Source organism: Streptomyces marianii (assembly GCF_005795905.1).
GTDB lineage: Bacteria > Actinomycetota > Actinomycetes > Streptomycetales > Streptomycetaceae > Streptomyces > Streptomyces marianii.
The window spans coordinates 436,534-460,448 of sequence record NZ_VAWE01000001.1 but is presented as its reverse complement, the minus strand read 5'-3'; the positions used below and the strand labels follow the sequence as shown (position 1 = coordinate 460,448).

Genomic DNA, 23,915 nt, shown 5'->3' with positions numbered 1-23,915 from the left:
AAGCGCCTGGTGGGCGCTCTCGCAGGTGCGAGCGTCGCCGTGCCTCGCGTGGGTTCGGGAAGCCGACCTGCGCCGGCCGTTCCGTCGCGGTGGAAGCCGGTGCTGAAGCCATGGTCTGCGGGCTCCGACGGCGGCGGGAGAGCAACAATTACCCGTCCTGCCCCGCACCACGGCCACGCCGGCCGACTCTGCTCGACCCGCGCGTCCGGGTGGGACGCGTTCCGCCGCGTCGGCCGGCGGATACTCCTTCCACCCCTCGGGCCTCACTGGTCGTGTCGCGGACGGCTGTGGCAGGCTGCGGCAAGACAGGAAAAAGGATCAGAATGGCTGTCTACGGCATGCAGGAACGGGACCCGGTGGCGCCCGGTGGAGCGGTGTGGCCTTTCGTCGGCAGGGAGGCGCACCGCAAGGCGCTCCTTGATGCGCTGGACGATCCCACCGTGAGGGGACTCGTCGTGGAGGGGCCGTCCGGTGTCGGCAAGTCCCGTTTGGCGGAGGAGTGCTATGCCGACGCGCTGCGCGCGGGGCACCGGGGCGGTCGGGCCCTGGCCACCGCGCATGCGCGCGAGATACCGCTGGGCGCGCTCGCCCACCTCACGGCCGCGGAGGCCGTACCCTGCGATCCGGTCTCCGCCTACCGCAGCGTCCGGGCGGCGCTCGGCTCCGGACCGGGCCGCTACCTGCTGTTCGTCGACGACCTCCATCTCCTCGACGCGACGTCGATGTTCGTGATCGGTCGCCTGCTCGACGCCGGCGACGCCTTTCTGCTCGCGACGTTCCAGGACGGCGTGCCCCGCAACTGCTCCGTCTCGGTCCGGGAGCGGATCGGCACACTGGTCCGGGTCGAGTTGGGCGATCTCGACAGCGCCGGAACCCGTACAGTCCTGGAGCACGTACTGTCCGGCACCGTCGGGGAGCAGACCGTGCGGTACCTGTACGGGGCCAGCGGCGGCAACCTGCTCTACCTCTACGAGTTGGTCTGCGGCGCTCTGGCCCGGGGGCGGCTCACCCACGACGGGGAACTCTGGCGGGCGACGAGCCCTGAGGAGTTCGGCACACCGCGACTCGACCGGCTCGTGGAGGACAGGCTCGCCGTGGCGGGCCCGACGGGTCGCACGGCTCTGGACCTGCTCGCCCTCGCCGAGCCGGTGGGAGTGAGCGAGTTGCGGGCGCTGGCGGGAGCCGACGTCCTGGAGAGACTGGAAGCGTCGAACGCCATCCGGGTCCATGAGGACGGCCGACGGCTGAAGGCCACCCTGGCACACCCCGTGTACGGACAGGTACTGCGTTCGCGGATGGGCGCGTTGCGGCGCCGCAGGCTGCTCAGGGAGCACGCCGAGTGGGTGAGAGGTCGCGGCCTCCGACGAAGGGGGGACGTGCTGCGGATCGCTGTCTGGGAGGCGGCCGTCGACATCGCGGAACCCGGCCTGCTGACCCATGCGGCGGGGCTGGCCCGTCGCTGTCACGACTACCAGCAGGTCATCGCGTTCCTGACCTCCCTGTCAGAGGACCAGCACTCGGCAGCGACCCGCCACATGCTGGCGGAGAGCCACTTCCAGCTCGGCGACTGGAGACAGGCCGAAGCCACACTGAAACGCCTGGCCTGTTCGGCCCCCCGGGGCGAAACCGCGACCGCGACACGTACCAGGATGCTGAACCTGTTCTGGGCGGGCAAACCGATCACCGAGGTGCTGCGGATCGGGCGGCAGGCCCGTGCGCACCTGGTCGACCCGGCCGAGCGCACCGTGCTGCGCGATGTGGCGGGCGCCCTGATCGCCGTGGCCGGGCACCCCGTGGCAGGTCTCGCGCTGACGGACCACTCACCCACCGGCAGCGGCTCTCCAACCATGGTCCTGAGCATGAGGGTACTGGCGCTGACGGCCGTGGGGCGGGCGGCCCAGGGGCTGGACACGGCTGACCACTGCGAGCGGAGCCTCCTCTCGGCGGACCAAAGCGCCCTCTCGGTGCACCGGCACGCGATGGACGTACTGAGGGTGTACGCCCTCGTGGAGCTGGGTCGGTTGGAGGAGGCAGAGGCCCTCGCCGGACAGGTGACGGCCGCCGCAGGTGCATCGACCCCGCTGACCACGACCTGGCTCGCCTTCCACCGCGGCAGGTGCGCCTGGGCTGCGGGCCGGGCCGCCGAGGCGCGCAGGTACTTCGCCGAGGCCGTCGCGTGTTCGGAGTCGGCAGGGCACACCAAGGTCCTCGGGCTGGCGTACTCCGGCATCGCGGCCGCCGCAGCGGCCCTTGGCGACGAACCGGCTGCGGCCCGCGCCGCGGCCAGAGCGGCGGAGCACCCGCCCGGCGGCCTCCTCGCGGGGGAGGATCAGCTCGGCGAGGCGTGGCTGCTGGCTCTGCGGGGCCATATGACCGCAGCACGACAAGTGCTGCGGAGGGCAGTCCGGACGGCCCACGCCGCCGGCCAGACCGCTTCGCGCACCCTCCTGCTCACCGACCTCGCGCGATTCGGCCTCGCGGACGAGGCGGCCCGCGAACTGGGCGAGCTCTCCCCCCAGATGGAGGGAGCGTTCGCCCCGGCACGTGCCGAGTTCGCCGCGGCCGTGGCAGCGGAGGATGCGGACCGTCTCCTTTCCGTCTCCGCCACGCTGAGCCGACTCGGCGCCCACGCGCTGGCCGTCGAGAGCGCCTCCCAGGCCGCGGCGGTGCTGCGGAACGACCAGAGGCATCGCGCTGCCGCCGACGCCGATCGGCTGGCGCAGACCGCCGCCACCCGCGTCCAGGGGACCCTCCCCGGAGCACACCGCCAGGGGCAATCCCTGTTCGGCCTCCCCCTGACCGAGCGCGAGTCGGAGATCGCCCTCCTCGCCGCACGCAGGCTTTCCAGCAACGAGATCGCGGATGAGCTCTTCCTGTCGCGCAGAACAGTCGACAACACACTCCAGAAGGTGTATCGGAAGCTCGGCGTGAGCAGCCGCCGGTCACTCGTCGAGGCATTCAGGGCCCAAGAGGCCTGGTCCGGTCCCGATCCGGCCTGAGACCCGACTCCTCGCGTCCCGGATGCGGGATGCAGAAGGTGGCCCCGGACGAGCCCCCTCCTGCGTCGGCCGCGGGGGTTGCGAAGATGTCGGGCCCCATCTACGTCCCGGGGACCTTCCTCGTCTCCGGCTGGGACAGTGATGCGAGAGGTCGAATCGACAGAGGGAGTCAATGGGATGACTGCATCGAGGGCCGCCCTCACACGAGACAGCCTGCGATTGAAGATCACTGTGCAGCAGGTGCGACTCGGGGACGAGGAATACAGAGTGATCAGTCCGTCGAAACCACTGAGAAACGGGGCACTCTACAAATTCAAAGACTCATACAACATGTATGTGGACCGTGCAGACGGTCGACGTATCGGCGCTCTGTGGCTGCTCGCGGCGCGATCCCCGCGGTCCTTGGTCTACCTGCCGACGCGCACCCCGGCAGGGGAGTTCGAGGGGGCCGACGAGGAGGAGATGCCCCTCGACCTTGTGTTGGTCCACCGGGCGGTACAGTTCCGGCCCTCCCAATGGAAGAAGCTGCGGGCACGCATTCGTGCAGGGAACGCTCCCCGCGAACTGCGCACAGCGAGCGTGCCGGAGAGGGATCTGCCGGCCGACACCCCCGAGATCGACTATGCGGCCCCCAGCAATCCGGAGCACAGGAACCTGCTACACCAGCACGTCCACGCCGAGACCCTGTTTCTGACCGGCAGCACGGCGGCGTTCAAGGAAGCCGCTCCGCATATATTCGCCGTCACGAAGGACGGGCCGCCTGCTGCTGCGACCGAGCTGTATATTTCAGGCGGATGCAACTACCACGTCTGCCGGAGCCTCTACCACTGGCCAGATCTGGATAGCCGCGGATGGGGACAATTCCATGTGGAGTTCTGCCCGTCGTGGTCGAGAGGAACAGCACAGCCGCAGATGTGAGGATCCCCAGGGCCGTGAGGCAGGCACTTGCGGGGCAGCTCAACCCGGCCCATCTGCCATGCGGAAGCCCCCTCGTCGCGCACACGACTACGGCCCAAAACGACCGTAGCGCAGGCGACTTCGACGCGTCAGGGCATCCGCAGTTCCCTGCACTCGGCAACGAATCCCCCGCTCACCCATGCACGCAACTTCGGAAACTGACAGTCGATCCTGCCACACGCCGCCGCTTGTCGATCTTGCTCGTGAATCAGTCGATAGATGAGCATGCCCCTTGACATGGCGTGCGTGCGGCATCGTCGGGGAGACCCGACGTGGGTGGCGGCTGGTGCAGATATGCGTGGTGTCCATTCTGGCGGTCTCGCTACGATCGGCCGTCCGTGGTCCGCCAGGGGACGGACCGGTTCACTCCGGGTATTGGAAGGGCGCATCCATGAGGCAGGCTCCGAAGCCGTCGGCAGGCAATCCCGAGCGGCTCGAACGGGGACATCCGTTCCGTCAGTGGAAGACCTGGAAGATACCCGGTACCACGTTCACCCTCACAGGCTATTCGCGTGCGAACGACAAGACGTTCTTCCACATCCCCGAGCTGCGGTGCAGTCTGGACGCGGGGCTTTGTGAAGGACGCCAGGTGGATACGGTACTGCTCACCCACACCCACCACGACCACGTAAAAGACCTGGACTTCCTCGCCTCCCGGGCGGGTACCGACATCTACCTGCCGGCCGGAGCCGTGCCCTACGTGGAGTCCTTTCTGCGGGCGTCGGCGGAGCTGAACCACGGGGCGGGGTACGACCCGGACCTTGCCGGCGGCTACCGGTTGCACGGGGTACGGCAGGGCGACGAGTTCACCTTCGGGCGGCGGGCACATCGTGTGCGGGTGGTGGAGTGCGAGCACAAGGTGCCCTGCGTGGGGTACGCCGTCTCCGAGGTCGGCAAGGCGCTGCGGCCCGAGTACGAGGAGCTGCGCCGCTTGCTGGTCGAGGAGGGGCGGGGCGGGGAGTTCGGGCGGATCGTGGCGCAGCGACGCAGGGAAGGTACCGAGGTCGAACAGGAGGTGCTGCGGCCGCTGTTCGCTTTCCTCGGCGATACCCACGTCAGCGTGTTCGAACGGAACCCCTGGTTGTTCACGTATCCGGTGATCGTCACCGAGTGCACATTCCTCCACGACAGCGAGCTGGAGCGGGCGGATCGGGTCGGGCACACCGTCTGGAGCCGCCTCCGCCCCGTGGTCGAGGCGCATCCCGAGACCCTGTTCGTCCTGACCCATTTCAGCCTGCGCCACTCGGAGCAGGACATCCTCGACTTCTTCGGGAGGGAGGGCAGGGGTTCCGGCGACGGGCGCCTGGACAACGTGGTGCTGTGGGTGCACCCCGAGAGCCTGCTCCCCGAACAGCACCAGCACAGCAGCACGTAACCGTGAAGGGCCTGCCGAAGGAGGACGCCTCACAAGGCGGCGCGATGTAGCGACATGACGTCCACGAGAGGGAGGTGGACCATCTGGTCTTCTCATCCTTGTTGCTACACAGACCGTGTCCCCCGCAGGTCGTGTCGCATTACCTGGGGCCTGGCCTCTGCGCCCGCCTCTGCACTTCACCCCGTGACTTAGATGCGCGCCGGGAAGGGCGCCTGACAGGTGAAGTGCCTGGTCAGGCGCCCTTTTTGGCGTCTAGAAGAAGCCCAGTTTCTTCGGCGAGTATGAGACGAGGAGGTTCTTCGTCTGCTGGTAGTGATCCAGCATCATCTTGTGCGTCTCACGGCCGATGCCGGACTGCTTGTAGCCGCCGAAGGCCGCGTGCGCCGGGTACGCGTGGTAGCAGTTCGTCCAGACCCGGCCCGCCTGGATCGCCCGGCCGGCGCGGTATGCCTGGTTGACGTCGCGCGTCCAGACACCGGCACCGAGGCCGTACAGGGTGTCGTTCGCCGTCTTGATCGCGTCGTCGAAGTCGGCGAACGAGGTGACTGCGACGACCGGACCGAAGATCTCCTCCTGGAAGACACGCATCCGGTTGTCGCCCTCGAAGATCGTCGGCTGTACGTAGTAGCCGCCCGCCAGTTCGCCGTCGTACTCGATGCGCCGGCCGCCCGTGAGGATCTTCGCGCCTTCCTGCTGGCCGATGTCCAGGTACGAAAGGATCTTCTGCAACTGGTCGTTGGAGGCCTGCGCGCCGATCATCGTGTCCGTGTCGAGGGGGTGGCCCGGGACGATCGCCTCGGTACGGGCGATGCCGGCGTCCAGGAACTCGCTGTAGTGGCCGCGCTGGATCAGCGCCCGCGACGGGCACGTACACACCTCGCCCTGGTTGAGGGCGAACATCGTGAAGCCCTCCAGGGCCTTGTCCCGGAGGTCGTCGTCGGCCGACCAGATGTCGTCGAAGAAGATGTTCGGCGACTTGCCGCCCAGTTCCAGCGTGACGGGCCTGATGTTCTCCGCGGCGTACTGCATGATCAGCCGCCCCGTGGTGGTCTCGCCGGTGAACGCGACCTTCGCCACCCGCGGGCTCGACGCGAGGGGCTTGCCCGCCTCCACACCGAAGCCGTTGACGATGTTCACGACGCCCGGCGGCAGGAGGTCGGCGACGAGGCCCATCCAGTAGTGGATCGACGCGGGCGTCTGCTCGGCGGGCTTCAGCACCACCGCGTTGCCGGCGGCCAGGGCCGGGGCGAGCTTCCAAACGGCCATCAGGATGGGGAAGTTCCACGGGATGATCTGCGCGACGACGCCGAGCGGCTCGTGGAAGTGGTAGGCGACCGTGTCGTCGTCGAGTTCGCTGAGCGAGCCCTCCTGGGCGCGCAGCACACCGGCGAAGTACCGGAAGTGGTCGACGGCCAGCGGGATGTCGGCCGCCAGGGTCTCCCGGACCGGTTTGCCGTTCTCCCAGGTCTCCGCGACCGCGAGCTCCTCCAGATGGGTCTCCATCCGGTCGGCGATCCTCAGCAGGATGTTGGCCCGGACGTCCGGAGCCGTGCGCCCCCAGGCGGGCGCCGCCGCGTGCGCCGCGTCCAGGGCGCGCTCGACGTCCTCGGCGGTGCCGCGGGCGATCTCCGTGAACGCCTTGCCGTTGACGGGGCTCGGGTTCTCGAAGTACTGGCCGCGGGTGGGCGGTACGGACTCGCCGCCGATCCAGTGGTCGTAGCGGGACGCGTACGTGACGATCGCGCCCTCGGTGCCGGGCGCGGCGTAGCGGGTCATCTCGGAGGCCTCCCGGGGTCGCCGCCGTCCGCCGTCGGACGGCGCGTTCGACGCCGAACCTAGGGAGACGGACGTTGCAACCCCGTTGCGCTCGTCCCCTCTGTCCGGCCCCCCGCCCCTCGGCCCCTCGGCCCCTCGGCCCGCCGGCCCCCCGGCGACGGCCTCCGGCCCGGCGGCGGAGGGCCTGCCAGGGGTGCCGCCCCGGGTCAGTGGGGCTCGGTGGCGCCGGCTGCCTCGGCGGCGGTCTTCTCCTCCGGGCGGCCCGCCTCCGGTGCGTTCTCCTCCGGGGTGCAGACGACCTCGTCGCGCGGCGTGTAGTGGGTCGTGAAGTTCTCCCGGCCGACCTCGCGGCCGTCCTTGACGAAGTGGCGCCCCACGGCGACGTCGAAGCCCTCGAGCTGCGTCTGGACCTCGCACCCCGGGCCGCTGCCCTTGCGGGTCCCCGGCTCCTTGACGTTGGTTCGCGGTCCCTTGGTCGCGCGTACCTCGTCGTACTTCTTGGTGCCGAGGAACGAGATGGTGACCGAGGTGTCCGTGGACTCGGCCTTCACATAGACGGCGTTGCCCGAGTCGTTGAGCCAGCGCATGTCGAGCGTGCCCCACGCCACCGTGGCCTCGCGGCCCTCCGGATAGCGCTCGATGTAGAACGAGTGGGCCCCGTACTCCACCGGCTTGACGCCCGCGAAGAAGGCGGCGTTGAACATCGTCGTCGCGACGGCGGAGACGCCCCCGCCGGGGGACTTCACGTACCGACCGTCGTTGATCATGATGCCGTCGACGAAGCCGTTCTCCTTGGTGCGCTCCCCGACCGTGCCGTTGAAGCTCCACTCCTTGCCCGGCAGGACGACGGAGCCGTCGATGCGTTCCACGGCGCGGGCGATGTTGGTGACCCGGTAGGGCGCCGCGGGGAACTCGACGGTGAACGAGGAGACCTTCTCCTTGATGCCGAGGCGGCCGGCCGACTCGCCGGTGAACTCCGGCTGGACGGCCTTCGCCGGGATCTCGGCGGTGCGCGCCGCGCCCTCGCGGGTCAGCAGGGGGAGCACGGCCCTGCCGAGCGCCTGCTCCTCGACCTCGTGGCCGACCCGGGCCTCCTCGGTCACGACGACCCGGTCGCCGTCGAGCCCGAGTACCGCGTTCCGCGGACCCTGCGCGGCCTGGCGCACCTGACCGGAGACCTCGGGGTCGCCGAGCAGCCCCTTGGCGTCGAGGACGGGGTTGAGCCGGCCGCCGGCCCCGGGCTGCACGGTCAGATGGCGGCCGAGAGCCGAGGGACCGACGGTGACGGCCCTGCCGTCGAGGGTGAGCGTGACGGGGCCGGACATCGCGGGCCGGGCGAAGTCGTTCATGGCCCGCTCGGTCTCGGCGCGGTCGGTGCGCGGCGGCGTCCGCTTCACGGGCATCACGACGGGCGAGCGGTCCGCGCGCAGGTAGCCGTCCCGGAGCGCGTCCGGGGCACGGTCCTTCACCAGGGATGTGCCGGTGACCGGCGAGACGGCCGTCGCCTGGCCGTTCTCGAAGGATATGGCGCCGTCGCGCACCTTCCGCTCGGCGGCCGCGCCCATGCGCGCGACGGCGTCCCGGTTCTTCTCCTCGTCGACGCGCACCACGGGCTCGATGTCGCGGTTCTCCGCGCTGAAGAGCCTCCCGATGACGCTGACGGGGTCGAGCGACTCGTTCACGGCGCTCCCGGCGGTCGCCGCCGTGTCGACGGACAGACCGAGCGCGGCGGGATCGGCCTTCTCCACCCGGTCCCCGATCCTCAGCGTGAGAGGGGCGGCGAAGGTGCCCGCGAGTTCGCGGTCCAGGGTCCGCCGGGCCTCCGGCCGGCTCATCCCGCCTATGTCGACGCCCCGCACCCGGGTGCCGTCGGGGACGTCGCCGGCCGCCAGCCCCGCCGCGTACAGACCGCCTGCGGCGAGGACGACCGCCCCGCCCGCGATGGGCAGAGCGAACCGCCGGTTGCCCGTTGCGCGGGTTCCGCGTGCCATGAGACTCCCTCTCGGCGTCGGCCGGTCGCAACGGTGCCCCGGCGGGCCGCCGGTACAGCCCGGTGAACGTGGTCGGACTTACCACCATCCACTAAAACGGGCTAAAAACGACCTAAATGTGACTGTTTTCACGAACCACTCCTCGAGTGGTCCGGCCCTCGCCCGAGAGCCGGAAACCGCAGGTCAGGCCACGGGTACCACGGGGCGGTGACGAGGGAGGCGCGTTCCCGCCCTGGACCGCGTCCCGGACCCCGGCGCTCGCCTCGTGCGGGCCCCGAGCGGAACGGCGCTCACCTCGGCGAGGCGGTCGTAACCGTCCTCGGCCGGGCCCACCTCGCGGGCGCCGAGGCAGTCCTCCAGCCGCCGGGTGTTCCGGAGCCCGGTGGTCGGGACGTACGAGGTCGTCGCCCGGGCGGCGCGCTCCGTCGGTCAGGCGACCGACACCTGAGCGGGTGAGGCCCCGTCTCCTCCGCGATCGCGAGGACGGTGTCGGCGCCCGCCGTCTTCCGGTCGCTGGACTCGGTGTGGACGAGCGTCGTCAGTCGCTGAGCCGGTCCTCGGTGCCCCGCCGGTGCTTCCCGGGCAGGAGCCCTCCGCCCAGGGGCGACCGCAGGGCGGTGCCGAGGTCCGGCGCCTCGGTCATCGGCAGCAGTTCACGGTCGGCCGTGCGCTCCGCCGGCCAGGCTGTACTCGACCCGGACGCCGGCGACCGGCGCCCGGTTCTTCAGGTACGGGGGCATCGCCGCGCGGGAGGGCGTGGGCGTACGTCCCCCTGCCGCGGCCGGCCGGTGGAGCCCACGGACGAGGCCGTGCCCGACGCCGTCACCACCGCCCCCCGAAGCCGGCACGCGCCCCGTTCCCGTACTCGCGGTCCAGAGCGCTGGCCCGTGCTTGCGCCGCGGCGCGCCGGCCCTCGGGGAGTACGGCGGCCAGGGCCCGCCACGCGGGGAGGTCGCCCTCGCCCCACGGGCTGTAGGCCCAGTCCGCCAGCAGGCCCGGGTCGCCGCGGGCGATCAGGGCGGTGCGCAGCTGGTCCCGCAGCTGCTCGCGGAGCCGGGCGACTCCCGGCGCCCGCGAAGCGGGCAGCAGCGGCCCGGTGTACTCGCCGAGCGCCGCCGCGACCGCGCCCGACGCGAGCCGGCGCCCCACCGTGCCGAAGTCGGTGTCGACCGGCACGGCCAGCCGGTACGGCCGGGACCCCAGCAGCCGAGGGCCCAGCAGAGCGCGCAGCCGGGACATCTCGGCCCGCAGCGTGACCGGGGTGATGTGCTCGTCCTCGTAGAGCTCCAGCAGCAGCTCGTCGCCGCTCAGCCCCTCCGGGCGGTGGGCGAGGACCACGACGATCTCGCTGTGCCGCCGGCTGAGCCGCAGCTTGCGGCCCTCCGCGACCAGCAGGGCCTCGTCCCGGCCCAGCGCCGTCAACTGCGCCGCGTCGCCTGAGGGCCGCGGCGACAGGAGCGCCAGCTGCGACTCGGCGGCCCGCGCCACCGCTCCGACGAACGCCAGGCTGTGGGGATGCGCCAGACGGTTCCCGCCGGTGATGTCCACCGCGCCCAGCAACCGGCCGCTGTGCGGGTCGTGGACCGGGGCCGCTGCGCACGTCCACTCCTGCACCGGGCGCTGGAAGTGCTCCGCCGAGAACACCTGCACCGGCCGGTCGACCGTGAGTGCCGTGCCCGGCGCGTTCGTCCCCGCCACCGCCTCCGCCCAGCGCGCCCCTTCCACGAAGTTCATCCGCCCGGCCCGCTCCCGCGCCCCGCGGTGTCCCTCGACCCACAGCAGCCTGGCCTGTGCGTCGCAGACCGCCACCAGGTGCTCGCCGTCGACGGCGTACGCACCCGTCAGCTCCCGGATCACCGGCATCACGCGCGACAGCGGATGCCCCTCGCGGTAGACGGCCAGTTCGTCGTCGCCCAGTTCCACGCTCGCCCGGCCCTCCGGGGCGACCCTGGCCCGCGCGGAGCGCCGCCACGACTCGGCCACCACGGGCCGTACGCCCGCCTCCACCCGGCCGGCCGTCGTGAAGTGCTCGTACGCCCGGCGCAGCACATCGACGCGCCGCCCGGCGTCGCCCCCGGGCTCCAGCGCCACCCATGGGTCCGTCAACTCGGCCTCCCGGTCCGCGTCCGTGCCCATCGTCGTGCGGCCCGGCGCCCCCGACAAGGGCCACGCACCGACGGCGCACCGTCACGGCTCCCCGGCGCCCCCTGCGCACGAGGCGGGCCCGGTCCTCGGCGCGGCGCAGGTGCGCCGCCGCACGCGCGAGGATGTCTTCCGGGACGGGCCCGCCGTCCAGTACGGCCAGTCCCGCCGCGCCGCCGTACCGCCAGGCACGTACGGCGACTTCGAAGCCCGCCCGACCCCGGCCGCGAGCCGCTCGGCGACCGCCTGCGGAAGACCGTCGCGGCCAGGATCACCGCGTCCTGCCCCACCGACAGCCCGGCGGTGAGTCCGGCCGTGACCCTCGCCGTTGCAGCCGCGTACGCGTCCGTGGGGCCGACCGCGGAACCGGCCGGGGCGCCCGTCCCGAGGTCCCGCCGCCCACGGCCCGCGGACAGCGCCTCCGCCGGCATCCGCCGCGCCCGTACTGGCCGCGTCCGCGGCCAGGAACTCCAGTGCCTCCGGGTCGGCAACGACAGCCGTGCGCCCGCGTCATGACCGGCCGCCACCTCCTGCGCCCGGGTACGAGCCTCGGGCAGGTGCTGCGGCTTCTCCGCGGCGAACGCCCCGGAGCCTGCGGCGAGCGGGGCGGCGGGAGTCCGCGGCAGTGCGTCCGCCACGGCGTCGAGGAAGGCCCGCAGCTGCCGCTCGGGTCCGGGAGGCAGCACCGGTGAGGCGCCGGCGTCGACGGGGACGGCGTGTGCGGTCGGCGGCGTCGATGCGGCGAGGCCGCGTCCCGGTCCATGTCCTCGGCGGTCAGCGGTCCGACGCGCCAGGCGTCGTTGCCGCTCGCGCCGAGGCGTCCGACTCCGCGAATCCGCCGCCGGGACAGGCCGCGTGAGCCGTCTTCCCGCACCACGAACCACAGTGATCGGAACGTACCGCTGACCCCGGACGCCCTGGGCACCGTCGGAAGCAAGGTGATCGAAAAGGGATTGCGGACGGGGCCGCGCTTGGATAGACGTTACGGCGGAAGCCCCACCACAAGGGTGAGGGACCACGACAGCGAGAGGAGGGATAAGCCCATGATCCCCATGATCACCGCGCTTGTGTCCTCCCGGGGCGCGGACCGCGTCTGACCCCGGTGCGGACGGGCGCCTTCAACGGAGCGTGCCTTGACCGTGAAAATGAACAACCTGACCATGCGTCCGATCACCGGACGCGAAGAACTCGACCTGTTCTCCCAACTGCCTTACATCCTCGACGAGGAACTGGCCGACGACCTGGCCACCGCCCGTCGACGTCCGGAATGGATGTGGGTCGCCCTGCGCGGTGACCGCCTGCTGGCCAGGGCAGCCTGGTGGTGCCGGCCGGGTAGTGACGCGCCGCTCATCCTGGATGTCCTCGACATCGACGACAGCGCCTCGGCTCCCGGTCGCGTGGACACCGGGGTGCGACTGCTGCGCACAGCGATGGCCGCGACCCTCCCCAACGGTTCGCGTCCTCCTGAGTACAGCCGTTTCGTCCCGCCAGACTGGCGTGAGAACGCGGTAACCAGGCAAGTCATCGAGGATCGCATGACGGTACTGGAACGAACTGGTGCCCGGCTGTTCGTCGAACGGCTGCGTCTGGAATGGCGTCCGGAATCGCCAGTTCCTGATCCCGGTGGGCGCCTCGCGTTCCGGCCGGTCCACGATGCCAAGGAACTCGTGGCGCTGATGGCCTCGGTTATGGACGGGACGCTGGACGCACATGGCCGTGACGACCTGACCCGGATGTCCGCCCAAGAGGCGGCCGTCAAGCATTACGAGGACGAACTGGCGCGCTACACCAGCCCACGAGACTGGTGGCGGATCGCAACGCTGCCTCATGGAGAACCAGTGGGGTTCGTCGTCCCGGCCCACAACGGCTACAACGCGATCATCGCCTACATCGCGGTCCTCCCCGCGCACCGCGGCAATGGCTACATCGACGACCTTCTCGCCGAGGGCACCCGCGTCCTTGCCGAGCAAGACGTCCCCCGCATCCGCGCGTCCACAGACCTGGGCAACGTCCCGATGGCGAATGCCTTCCGGCGCGCTGGATACGCCAACTTCGAACGCGAGATCAACATGACCTGGAACTGACCGAGGCGCGGGGGCTCCCACAACGGCGCCCCCGCCCATCGTGGAAGCATTGGCTGAACAGGGCGTGACGGTGCTGGTCAAGGCCGACGCCGAGAGGATGGCGGAGAGGCGCAAGGCGTGGACCTTCGTAGCCAGCGGGGCCCCGTTGCGTGAGGACGTCCTGGTTCGAACCGATGCCGCTTCGGTGGAGCAACGCCTCGCAGCGTGCTCGCCCCGTCTGCGTGAGCTGGGCTTTTCGTTTCCCGAGCAGGGGTGTTCACGAGTGGGCCCGACCAGGAGGGACAGAAGCGGTCGTAGATCGTTTCTCGGTTACCCGAAGATCGTTTCCCTCTGATGGCGCGGCCGTTCGAATGGAGTGGAGTCAGGGTGGCTGCGCAAGGCAGAGTGGGACGGTGAGTGAACTGTGGGCGCACACCCTGACGTGGGCAGATGTGGATCCGGCTCGACATCCGTTCGAGATGGACGCCGATGCTGCGGAGGAGTTGGTGGGCCTTGTCGCGCCGTTGCTGCCCAGCTCTGAAGTCGCTCGCGAGGATCGCTGGCGTTCGTTGTATCCCATCACCGAGTTCCTGACGGGCCGGTACGGCCGATGGGCCTGCGGATGGAACTGGTCGGTCGGTGAGGGTGACGTCGACGGGGGCGTCGTCGAGGTGTGGTGCTGTGCGTCCGACTCTGTGACGACCCCGGATGCGACCGCCCCGCTGGTCGTTGAGGCCCTTCGGGAATGGCGTGGTTGGCTGGAGGACCTGGCGGAGCGGTTCGCGGCCTTGGCTCCACCGGACAATACCCCGGTGACTTCGACGGACCTCTGGTACTGGGAGCGAGCGTGCACGCGCCTGGTCACCGTGGTGGCTGACCGCACCCAGGCCGAGAGCGGATGGTACGGGCATTGCATGCAAGCCCTCCGGTGGTTTCTCGCCTACAACGGCATCGATGAGGGCCAGGCCCAGAAGATCGTCAAGATCGCGGTCGGCGGCCAGTTCGGCAGTTGGATCGCACCTTCCTACGCCGTCACTGCGTCCAGGCGCGCGCCGTCGCTGAGGACGCACCAGCGAGCATCCGCCGCGCCGGTCTGCGCCCGACGCATTGGCCCGCAGTGCTGATCTCACGAGGCCGGATCGACGAGCTAATGGGAAAGATCGCCGCTCTCGAGCCGCTCGACGAACGCCGCAGGGCCACTGGGAGGGTCCCACCACTCGATCGCGGAACTGCTGGAAGGCGTGCCGGCCCGACGTCTGCCCCGGAGTGATCAGGTCCCCTTCGGAGCAGTCGAGCGCCTTGCACCGCAGAGCCTCGGCAAGACGGAGGACGGGCGTCAGCACGTCGTCGCCGGAGCCCCGGATGTGGAGCATGACGGAGTCCACCGGGTCTTCTGAGCCGATGCTGAGCTCGATGGACCACGTGGGGCCGGAAAGCTCACCCCACGCGGGATCCGAGAGATCGGCATCGGGAACGGCCTCGGTGACAGCCGCGAGTACGTCGTCTCGCCGGCCGCGCGGGTTCGGGGCGGGGCTGGTTCCTGCACCACCACCCCCGCCGCCCCGGCTGCCCCCCAGGGCCGGGGCGCGTGCTCCGGAACGGGGAGGAGCGGCTTCCCGGGGCCCGGAGGACGCCATGGTCGCCCGAGGGAACCGACGGGGCCGTGGACGCGTTGTCACATCAGGGAGCGGCGGCCCGTGGGCCGCGAAGGAGGCTGCGAGGACTATGTCGACAGGTGCGAAGATCGCCGTCGGGGGAGTGGCCATCGGCCTTCTCCTGATCCCGCTGATCGGATTCTGGATGTCGCTGCTGGTGATCGTCGGAGTGCCCGCCGTGGCGTACTTCGCGCTCGACCCCTCGCAGCGCCGCCGGCTCCGCCGGATCAACAACCGCAAGCAGATCGGGCGCTGAACGGCCGGGCTCGCCGCGTGCCGGCGCGGGAGACCGGGCACCGGCGCCCACCGGCCTCGATGTCGGGCGGGCCCCGGTGCTGCAGGGCGGGCGGCACCCCTGAGGGGTTACGTGTTCCGGCCGCCGCCAGTCCCGCCTGGTCGGCCATGTCGGTGTACGGCGTTCCCGCGAGCCCGGCCGTCGTCAGATCCCCGAGACAGTCCGATCGCTGGTGCGCGGCGCCGGGCACGTCGAGCCGGTCCTGACCGTCGCAGTGGCCGGACGCTGTCCCGGCCCGTGCCGGGCCGACGCCGGCGATGGACATCGAGGCGAGTGCCAGGAGCAGCGTGGCGAGTACCGGTGCTCTCCTGGACGTACGGGACGGACGCATGGCTGCGGCCTCCGAGCCGACGGCGGAAGGGTGGGTGCGCCACCCCGGCGTGCGGTCGGCATCGTGGCCCGGCCATAGGCGCGGCCCACACCTCGGGCACCTCGGCTGTGTGGGCCGGCTCCTCGGGAGCTCCGCCCGTGGGCCGGCTCGTGACCGCCTTTCCGTACGGCCCCTCCTCAGGCCGGCCGTACCGCCATCCTGTCCAGGGCCTCCAGCAGCCCGGGCAGTTCGGCGCCACGGCCCACCGGCAGTACCTCTCCGGGCTCCTCGTCCAGCAGCACGAAGGCGATGTCGTCGGTCCTGGCCACCAGCGACCAGCCGGGCCCGTCCGCCCTCAGCATCCGCGCACCGTCCGGCGCGAAGCTCGACCTCACCCGCCCGAGCGGCGGCGCGTCGTCGACATAGGCGTGGAGCTCCTTGAGCACCCGCCGCACCCCCTCGTGCGGCGTCGCACGCTCCTCCTCCGGGGCGTCCGGCTGCGCGAACGTGATCTGCTCGGCCACCTGCCCGCGCCACACGGCCCACTGCAGCGCGACCTCGTCCGCGCCGAGCCGCCGCTGCGCGGGACCCCACCCACTCGTGTCGGGCGGGCACAGCGGCGGGCCTCCCGCCTCCTCCTCGCCGGGGTCGTGGGGCGCGGGCACGCCCGGCGCGGCCGTGGCGACGGCCAGCGGCCAGCCGGGCAGCGCGGCGATCACCGAGCGGTCACTGGGCGAGAGGTCGTACTCCATCCCGCAGTCCCACGACGCGATCGCCACGGCCACCAGGGACACGTCGTCGATCACGACCGTCCAGCGGGCGCCCGCTGCGTCCTGCCCGAGGACCAGCCCGTAGCCGCCGCCCCAGGGTTCGAGCGCCAGGGCCGCGCACGCCGCGGGGTAGTCGTCGCCGAGGACGCTGGGGAACTGCGCGGGTGTGAGCAGCTGCGCAGTCAGCACAAAGAGCGCGTCGTCGTCGGCCGCTTCGTCTGTCCCGGCCACGGCATCCTCCCCATCGGATCGTTCGTCGGCGCACCTTAACCATTGGGTAACCCCGGCGTCGAGGGTTCGCGGCAGGAAACTGGGGCGACACCTTCCGCCCCCGGCCCCCGGGGAGCGGGTCCCGCCGAACCGGCACGGGCCCCGCCCCTCTGCGGCGGGGCCCGTGCCGTCAGGCGACCGGCAGGCCGAGCAGACTGCGGGCCACCGTCCGGGGCGACTCGTCGCGCTCGCGCGCCAGGGCGATCACGGCCCGGCAGGCCAGCTCGTTCACCCCGAACGACAGCGCCTCGGGCGACACCCAGCCCGACGCCTCCTCGATTCCCTGCTGGTCGTCCTCGGCGCACGCGGAGACGTACGCCGCCGCGGCCTCGAAGAGATTCGGCTGACGCTGCCGGACGACCTTCGCCGGCGGTCTACCAGCACCGTCCGCGCCGTCGCCCGTCTTCCGCGCCGCGAGCCTGCGGATTCCGCTCATGACCTTGTCGAACACCCTGGCCCCCTTCCACCGCACCGTCACTCCTCCGGTGTACCCCGCCGGTATGACAAGTCTTCCTGCGCTCTTGCGGGGGCGTCTGCACCAGGTGCCCTCCCACGGACGGGTGGACGGCTTCCCGGAGCGGACCGGGCCGCTGCGCTCGACCGCCGTCGCTGCCGCCGCCTGCGGAAGGACGGCTGCGCCGGATCGCCGGCTGCCGCGGCGGAACGGACCGCACGCCCGGTGTGTGGACGGACCACTCGGGTGCCGGGTCAGTCCTCCCTGACCGCCAGCGCGAGGAAACGCTCCTCCTCATCGCGGCGCGAGACCAGCCGCCAGCCCGAACCGGCCGGCAGTGGGCGGAGGTTGGACTCGGCGCGCAGGTCGTCTGACGTCAGCCGGCGCTTCTGGCGGACCGCCAGTGCTGCCCGGCCGATGCGCGAGACGTCCGCCCTGCCGCACCGCCCTGGCGCACCACCCTGGCCAGTTCACGCAGGTCGCCGACAGGATTCGGCAGGTGCGCGACCAGCCCGGAGGCGGACACCGCGTCGATCGACGCGGTGCGCAGCGGCAGCCGTGCCGCGTCCGCCTGGAGCAGCGTGGCATCGCGGTCGCGTCCGGCGCCGACCGCCGCCTGCAGCATCTCGAGGGTCAGCTCGGCGCCGATGACCGTACCGGCCGGACCCACCGCCTCGCGCAGGACGGGCAGCGCGCGTCCCGTGCCGCAGCCGGCGGCCAGGACCGCGTCGCCGGGGGCCGGATCCAGTGCCGCGACCCCCGCGACGAACGCGGGCCCGCCGTCGGGAAACCGGACCTCCCGGTCGGCGGCCCGGGCGCCGAAGAACTCGTGCACATGCATGTGGTCGTCGGTCATGCGCCCATGATTCCGCAGTCCCGGGCATACTCGCCGATCACCACCGGAACAGACGTGTGGTGCACACGTTCGACCTCGGCACGATCGTGCCTGAAACATCGGCTGTCATATTCCAGCAGCTTTCGAAATGCGCCACCGCCACACGCTCCCATCGGGACTACCGTCCCTGAGCCATGGGACACCTGGACCACGCCACACTCGGCTGGCTGACCCCCGTGCTGTCGTACGCGATGGCCTGCATCGGCGCCGCCCTCGGGCTGCGGTGCACCGTGCGCGCACTCGACGCGACCGGCCGCTCCCGCCGCAACTGGCTGCTCACGGCGGCCTCCGCCATCGGCACCGGCATCTGGACGATGCACTTCGTCGCGATGCTCGGATTCGGTGTCACCGGCACCGACATCCGCTACAACGTCCCGCTCACCATCCTCAGCCTGGCCGTCGCCATGGCCGTCGTCGGCGTGGGGGTCTTCGCCGTCGGCCACAGCCGCGACCGGGTCCGCGCCCTGCTCCTGGGCGGGCTGACCACCGGACTGGGTGTCGCCAGCATGCACTACCTCGGCATGGCGGCCCTCCGGCTGCACGGCGACGTCACCTATGACCCGCTGCTCGTCGCCCTCTCCGTCGCCATCGCCGTGGCCGCCGCGACCGCCGCCCTGTGGGCCGCGCTCAACATCAGGTCGCCGCGCGCGGTCGCCGTCGCCTCCCTCGTCATGGGCGCGGCCGTCAGCAGCATGCACTACACCGGCATGCTCGCCGTGAGCGTGAACGTCGCGCCCTCGGCCGCGGTGCTGCCCGGGGCCACGACGATGCAGTTCATCTTCCCCCTGGCCGTCGGCCTCGGCTCGTACCTCTTCCTCACCTCCGCCTTCGTCGCCCTGACTCCGACGGCACACGAACGAGCCGCCTACGCCTCGGCCGAGCGGACCTCCGAGCCCACAGAGCCCACCGAGACCACCGAGCCCCAGGTGGCCGCACCGGCGCCGACCATGTCGTAGGGCGCCCCCGCCCCGGTACGTCCCGGGCCGGTCCGCCGTCGCGGACCTACCGCCCGCCCCGCACGGCCGTCGCACCGCATCCCACACCCCGTACCCGGAACGAGGAGGCCATGCGCACACCTCGCAGCAAGCCCGGTGCCGAGACGCCGCCCCCGCGACCAGCGACGGCAGTCGGCGCTCTGCCCGTCCGCGGGCGCCGTGCCCACGCAGGGCCGCCTGCGGACGAGCGGGCCGGCCCCGGCTCCGCCCACGGACCGGCCGACGCACGCGGGCAGGCACCGCGCCCGGGGGAGCGCCGACGGCTGCGCCCCCGGACCGTACGCGCCAAGATCATCTCCCTGCTGATGGTCCCGGTGGTCTCCCTGCTGGTCCTCTGGGGGTTCGCCACCGTCACCACCGCGCAGGACATCGCGCGGCTCCGGCAGCTCCAGGACGTCGAGGACCGCGTCCGCGCACCCGTCGCGGAGACCGTGGGCGCGCTCCAGGCCGAACGGCGTGCAGCCCTCCGGCAGATCGCCGCGCCCGACGGCCCGCGCGCCGCCGAACTCCGGCAGCAGGCCAGGGCCACCGACGCCGCGCTCGCCGATCTGTCCCTCGACCCGTCCCACACCGTCGCCGACGGGGGTGTTCTGCCCCGTGACGTCGCCGGGCGGCTGGCCGCGTTCGTCGCCCAGGGCCGCGGACTCGCCGCCCTCCGCGTATCGGTGCTCGACGGCAGCACCGACTGGGACAGCGCCTACCAGCAGTACACGACGGCCATCGGCACCGGCTTCGGCGTCGTCGGCGCCCTCGCCGGCGTCCAGGACCCCGGCACGGGCTCGGACGCCCGGGTGCGACTCGAATTCGCCCGGGCCGGCGAGATGCTCGCCCGCGAGGACGCACTGCTCACCGCCGCCCGGTCCGCCAGGTCGTTCACCGCCGACAGGCTGCGGCGGTTCACCGGCGCCGTGGAGACCCGTCGTGCGCTCACCGAGTCCGCCGTCGCCGACCTGCGGCCGCGTGAGCGGGCCGCCTGGCGCGAACTCGCGGCGCGGAGCGCTTACCGCGATCTCCTGTCCGCCGAGGACGCCACCGCCGCCGCCCCTGCGGGACGCCGCGCGGCCTCGGCCGTGCCCGTCACCACCTGGGACACCGCCCACGAGGCGGTCCGCGCCGGGATGCGGGACATCGAGGCGAACGCCCGGCGCGGCGCGGCGGACCGGGCCGACCCGGTCGGACAGGGCATGTTCACCGCCGCCGGCGCCGCGGTCCTCCTCGGCCTGGCCGCGGTGGCCGCCTCCCTCGTCATCTCCGTACGCATCGGCCGCGCCCTCGTCGTCGAACTCGTCACTCTCCGCAACACGGCCCTGGAGATCGCCCGTCACAAACTGCCCCGCGCCATGCGCCGACTCCGGTCCGGCGAGGCCATCGACGTCCGGGCCGAGGCGCCGCCGGGGCCGCCGCCGCAGGACGAGATCGCCGAGGTCGGCGAGGCGCTGTCGACCGTCCACCGCGCCGCCCTCAGCGCTGCCGTCGAGCGCGCCGAACTCAGCCGCGGCATCTCCGGTGTGTTCGTCAACCTGGCTCGCCGCAGCCAGGTCCTGGTCCACCGGCAGCTCACCCTGCTCGACAGCATGGAACGCCGGGCCGAGGACCCGAGCGAGCTCGGAGACCTCTTCCGCCTCGACCATCTGACGACCCGTATGCGCCGCCATGCGGAAAGCCTGATCATCCTGTCCGGCGCGGCACCGGGCCGGGCCTGGCGGGTGCCCGTGCCGCTCACCAACGTCGTCCGCGCCGCCGTGTCCGAGGTCGAGGACTACGCGCGGGTCGAGGTACGGCAGCTGCCCGAGGCCGCGGTGGCCGGGGCGGCGGTCGCCGACCTCACTCACCTGCTCGCCGAACTCGTCGAGAACGCGGCACAGTTCTCTCCCCCGCACACCAAGGTCAGGGTCAGCGGCGAGCCCGTCGGGAACGGCTACGCACTGGAGATCGAGGACCGGGGACTGGGCATGGGCAGGGAGGCCCTCGCGGATGCCAACCGCCGTATCGAGCAGTCCGAGGCGCTCGACCTCTTCGACAGCGATCGGCTGGGCCTCTTCGTCGTCAGCCGGCTGTCGGCGCGGCACGACATCAAGGTGAAGCTGCGGACCTCGCCGTACGGAGGGACCACCGCGGTCGTCCTGCTCCCCACCGCCCTGCTGCAGAGGGGTGGGCCGGCAGGCGCCGCCCCGCCGTCGCCCGGGCGCCACGAGTCCGAACCCGGCACAACGCCGCGGCCCGTGACGCACTCCGCCCCCTTCGCCGTGCCGGACGCCGCACCGCGTCCGGCATCCCACGACGACCAGTCGCAGACGGCCCGGCCCGGCCGGCAGGGCACCGAAGCCCGGTCCCGGGGAGCGGCCCCGCCGCCGCCCGGGGTCATCGCCCTACGGCTGCGCGACCGTGCCCCGTCACCACCTCCCGAGGGCCCCCACGCGGGACGACCCGGCGTCCGGCCGCCGGCACAGGGCGACGCCGCCCGCGGAGACCACCCCACTCCCGAGGACGCGGGCGGCCTGCCGCGCCGCGTGAGGCAGGCCAACCTCGTCCCGCAGTTGCGCGAGGCGGCGCGGCCCGAACAGCCGGACCCGGCCGAACAGGCCTCGTACGAGGCACCGGAACGCACCCCGGAACAGGTCAGGGACCGGATGACCGCCTACCGCGCCGGCTGGGCACGCGGTGGTGGCGCCGCCCCGGGCAGTCCCACCCACCGCAGCGCTCACAGCAGTGAAGGAGACCACGCATGATCGACCACGAGAGGACCCTCCACCCCCGCTCCGGAGAACTCGACTGGCTGCTCGACGACCTGGTGCTGCGGGTGGGCGAGGTCCGCCACGCGGTCGTGCTCTCCAGCGACGGTCTCGCCGTGGGCGCGTCCGGCGGCCTCACCCGGGAGGACGCCGAGCATCTCGCGGCCGTGTCCTCCGGATTCCACAGCCTCGCCAAAGGCACGGGACGCCACTTCCGCACCGGAGGGGTCCGGCAGACGATGGTCGAGATGGACGACGGGTTCCTCTTCGTCGCCGCCGCCGGGGACGGCTCCTGCCTCGCCGTCCTCAGCTCCGTCAGCGCCGACGTGGGCCTGATCGCCTACGAGATGGCGCGGCTCGTGAAGCGCGTCGGCGAGCACCTCGGCACCCCGCCGCGCATGTCCGCGACCCCGCCCGCCGCCGGCTGACCCGCAGGGAGGCTCGACCGACATGAACGACGACGCCGACGGCGGCCCGGATCTCCGGGGCAGCCGCTGGTACGACGCCGAGGCGGGCCCGCTCGTCCGCCCGTACGCCATGACCGGAGGCCGCACGGAGCCGGGACCGAACTCCGGGCGCCTCGACCTCATCGCGCTCGTCGACGCCGCCGCCGAGGCGGCGGACAAGGCCGCGGAGTGCCTGCTCGGGCCCGAGCACCGGGCACTCCTGGACCTCTGCCGCACCGAGACCCAGTCGGTCGCGGAGCTCGCGGCGGACGCCGACCTGCCCGTCGGAGTCGTGCGGGTGCTCGTCGGCGATCTGCTGGAGGGCGGGCACGTCACGGTCTCCATGCCCGTTCCGCCCGCGCAACTCCCGGACGAAAGGATTCTGCGGGAGGTGATCGACGGCCTCAGAGCCCTCTGAGACATCCACCGCGGACCGGAGGTCGGGAGGGTGCGGACCGCGAATCGGGAGGGGGTGGGGGCCGGGAATCGCAGCGGTGTGGCCGGGAGCCGGAGGCCGCGGAGGCAACGAGGACCGACCGCAGGTCCGGGTGGAGCACACCGGGTGTCGCCCTCCGGGGCACACTGGTGGCGTCGTTCCCCGCAAGGCCCGCCCGTCCGTCCCCGTGTCCGCGCCGGTACCGGCCGGCGTGGTACCGGCGCCACCCTTACCGCCGGCGCACTCCCGCGCCGTCGCCGACGCCGAGGAGCAACGTGTCCGTTCCGATCATCCTCGACTGCGATCCCGGGCACGACGACGCCGTCGCCATCCTCCTCGCCGCCGGGGATCCCACGATCGACCTGCTCGCCATCACCACGGTCGCCGGCAACCAGGTGCTGGAGAAGACGACGCTCAACGCCCGTCGCATCTGCACCGCCGCGGGCATCACCGACGTGCCCGTCGCCGCCGGCTGTGCCCGGCCCCTCGTCCGGGAACTCCACGTCGCGGACGACGTCCACGGCGAGTCGGGCATGGACGGGCCGAGCTTCCGCGAACCGACCGTCGGCACCGTGCCCGAGCACGCCGTCGACCTCATGCACCGGCTGCTGACCCGGCATCCGGAGCCCGTCACGCTCGTCCCCACCGCCCCGCTGACCAATATCGCCCTGCTCCTCACCCGCCATCCCGACGCGGCGGAGCACATCCGCGAGATCGTGCTCATGGGCGGCTCGACGGAACGTGGAAACCGCACCCCCGCCGCCGAGTTCAACATGTACGTCGACCCGGAGGCCGCCGACATCGTCTTCCGCAGCGGGCTGCCCGTGACCATGTGCGGGCTCAACGTCTCCCATCAGGCACTCGTCACCCCCGACGTGCTGGCACGGTTGGAGGGTCTCGGCACGGACCTCGGACGCATCTGCGCGGAGCTGATGACGTTCTTCGCCGCCGCCTACCGGCGGCTTTGGGGGTTTCCGGCGCCTCCCCTGCACGATCCGGTGGCGGTGGCCCGGGTCATCGACCCGGAGATCGTGGACTGTGTCGACGCGAGCGTCGCCGTCGAACTCCGCGGGGAGTTCACGCGCGGGGCGACCGTCGTGGATCTGCACCGCTACCTCGACCGGCCGGTCAACGCCCGTGTCGCGGTGGGCCTCGACCAGGAGAGGTTCTGGGACCGCGTCGTCGGTGCCGTCGACAGGCTCGGACGGCGGGCGGCCGGCTCGGCGGGCGCGGGACCGGACGGCCCGCGCACGGAGGACGGCCCGGCATGAACTGCGGGGCGCCCGCCGTCACCCGCCGTCCGTGCGGAGGTTCGCCGGGGGCGGGGCGCCGGGGCGGAGGCCCCGGGATGGGA

At 72.2% G+C, this 23,915-nt stretch carries 17 protein-coding genes and 2 pseudogenes; 12 read left to right on the top strand and 7 right to left on the bottom strand.

What is annotated here, in order from left to right:
- Positions 1–323 precede the first annotated feature (323 nt).
- The 3 genes from FEF34_RS02050 (at position 324) to FEF34_RS02040 (ending at position 5,331) form a co-directional block, all read left to right on the top strand.
- Positions 324–2,999, top strand: a complete 2,676-nt coding sequence (locus tag FEF34_RS02050; protein ID WP_171052782.1) for a helix-turn-helix transcriptional regulator — start codon at positions 324–326, stop codon at positions 2,997–2,999.
- A 177-nt stretch (positions 3,000–3,176) separates the two neighbouring features.
- Positions 3,177–3,917, top strand: coding sequence for a hypothetical protein (locus FEF34_RS02045; protein ID WP_138051585.1), 741 nt, complete (start codon positions 3,177–3,179; stop codon positions 3,915–3,917).
- A 430-nt stretch (positions 3,918–4,347) separates the two neighbouring features.
- A complete protein-coding gene (locus FEF34_RS02040; RefSeq protein WP_138051584.1) occupies positions 4,348–5,331 on the top strand; it encodes an MBL fold metallo-hydrolase in 984 nt (327 codons plus the stop codon).
- A gap of 252 nt (positions 5,332–5,583) precedes the next feature.
- On the opposite strand, the gene exaC is transcribed toward FEF34_RS02040, so the two are convergent.
- The 3 genes from exaC to FEF34_RS02025 all read right to left on the bottom strand — a co-directional run bounded on the left by exaC (position 5,584) and on the right by FEF34_RS02025 (position 11,204).
- Positions 5,584–7,107, bottom strand: coding sequence for an acetaldehyde dehydrogenase ExaC (exaC, locus tag FEF34_RS02035; RefSeq protein WP_138051583.1), 1,524 nt, complete (start codon positions 7,105–7,107; stop codon positions 5,584–5,586).
- A 206-nt stretch (positions 7,108–7,313) separates the two neighbouring features.
- Complete coding sequence (locus FEF34_RS02030; protein WP_138051582.1) at positions 7,314–9,098, bottom strand: VanW family protein; 1,785 nt, start codon at positions 9,096–9,098, stop codon at positions 7,314–7,316.
- Between the two features lie 822 nt (positions 9,099–9,920).
- Positions 9,921–11,204 (bottom strand): GAF domain-containing protein, encoded by a 1,284-nt coding sequence (locus FEF34_RS02025; protein WP_234042222.1) that lies wholly within the window; start codon positions 11,202–11,204, stop codon positions 9,921–9,923.
- Positions 11,205–12,400: 1,196 nt separating this feature from the next.
- Here FEF34_RS02025 and FEF34_RS02015 point away from each other — a divergent pair.
- The 4 genes from FEF34_RS02015 to FEF34_RS01990 all read left to right on the top strand — a co-directional run bounded on the left by FEF34_RS02015 (position 12,401) and on the right by FEF34_RS01990 (position 15,214).
- Positions 12,401–13,324 carry a GNAT family N-acetyltransferase gene (locus FEF34_RS02015; protein WP_138057226.1) on the top strand — a complete coding sequence of 308 codons (924 nt, stop codon included), beginning with the start codon at positions 12,401–12,403 and terminating at the stop codon, positions 13,322–13,324.
- A 392-nt stretch (positions 13,325–13,716) separates the two neighbouring features.
- The gene (locus FEF34_RS02005) at positions 13,717–14,427 is read left to right on the top strand and encodes a hypothetical protein (RefSeq protein WP_234042221.1); all 711 of its coding nucleotides are present in this window, start codon (positions 13,717–13,719) and stop codon (positions 14,425–14,427) included.
- Positions 14,313–14,573, top strand: coding sequence for a DUF5958 family protein (locus FEF34_RS42425; protein ID WP_138051581.1), 261 nt, complete (start codon positions 14,313–14,315; stop codon positions 14,571–14,573). Before FEF34_RS02005 ends, FEF34_RS42425 begins: the two co-directional genes overlap by 115 nt.
- A 455-nt stretch (positions 14,574–15,028) precedes the next feature.
- On the top strand, positions 15,029–15,214 hold the full coding sequence (locus FEF34_RS01990) for a hypothetical protein (RefSeq protein ID WP_138051580.1): 186 nt from the start codon (positions 15,029–15,031) through the stop codon (positions 15,212–15,214).
- Positions 15,215–15,305: 91 nt separating this feature from the next.
- On the opposite strand, the pseudogene FEF34_RS42420 reads toward FEF34_RS01990, so the two are convergent.
- From FEF34_RS42420 to FEF34_RS01970, 4 genes and pseudogenes are all read right to left on the bottom strand, one after another.
- Positions 15,306–15,584 (bottom strand): annotated as a pseudogene (locus tag FEF34_RS42420) (tannase/feruloyl esterase family alpha/beta hydrolase); the annotation flags it as partial.
- Between the two features lie 176 nt (positions 15,585–15,760).
- Complete coding sequence (locus FEF34_RS01980) at positions 15,761–16,564, bottom strand: hypothetical protein (protein WP_138051579.1); 804 nt, start codon at positions 16,562–16,564, stop codon at positions 15,761–15,763.
- 169 nt (positions 16,565–16,733) lie between these two features.
- Complete coding sequence (locus FEF34_RS01975; RefSeq protein ID WP_138057225.1) at positions 16,734–17,054, bottom strand: hypothetical protein; 321 nt, start codon at positions 17,052–17,054, stop codon at positions 16,734–16,736.
- Between the two features lie 257 nt (positions 17,055–17,311).
- A pseudogene (locus tag FEF34_RS01970) lies at positions 17,312–17,913 on the bottom strand (class I SAM-dependent methyltransferase).
- A 173-nt stretch (positions 17,914–18,086) separates the two neighbouring features.
- Between FEF34_RS01970 and FEF34_RS01965 the strand changes: the two are divergent.
- From FEF34_RS01965 to FEF34_RS01945, 5 genes are all read left to right on the top strand, one after another.
- Positions 18,087–18,908 (top strand): MHYT domain-containing protein, encoded by an 822-nt coding sequence (locus FEF34_RS01965; RefSeq protein ID WP_138051578.1) that lies wholly within the window; start codon positions 18,087–18,089, stop codon positions 18,906–18,908.
- A 110-nt stretch (positions 18,909–19,018) separates the two neighbouring features.
- Complete coding sequence (locus FEF34_RS01960; RefSeq protein WP_138051577.1) at positions 19,019–21,676, top strand: sensor histidine kinase; 2,658 nt, start codon at positions 19,019–19,021, stop codon at positions 21,674–21,676.
- Positions 21,673–22,107: a roadblock/LC7 domain-containing protein gene (locus FEF34_RS01955; RefSeq protein ID WP_138051576.1), complete on the top strand. Its 435-nt coding sequence runs from the start codon at positions 21,673–21,675 to the stop codon at positions 22,105–22,107. The genes FEF34_RS01960 and FEF34_RS01955 overlap by 4 nt, the downstream gene beginning before the upstream one ends.
- Before the next feature lie 22 nt (positions 22,108–22,129).
- Positions 22,130–22,543, top strand: a complete 414-nt coding sequence (locus FEF34_RS01950; RefSeq protein WP_138051575.1) for a DUF742 domain-containing protein — start codon at positions 22,130–22,132, stop codon at positions 22,541–22,543.
- 293 nt (positions 22,544–22,836) lie between these two features.
- Positions 22,837–23,832: a nucleoside hydrolase gene (locus FEF34_RS01945; RefSeq protein WP_138051574.1), complete on the top strand. Its 996-nt coding sequence runs from the start codon at positions 22,837–22,839 to the stop codon at positions 23,830–23,832.
- The last annotated feature ends 83 nt before the right edge of the window (positions 23,833–23,915 follow it).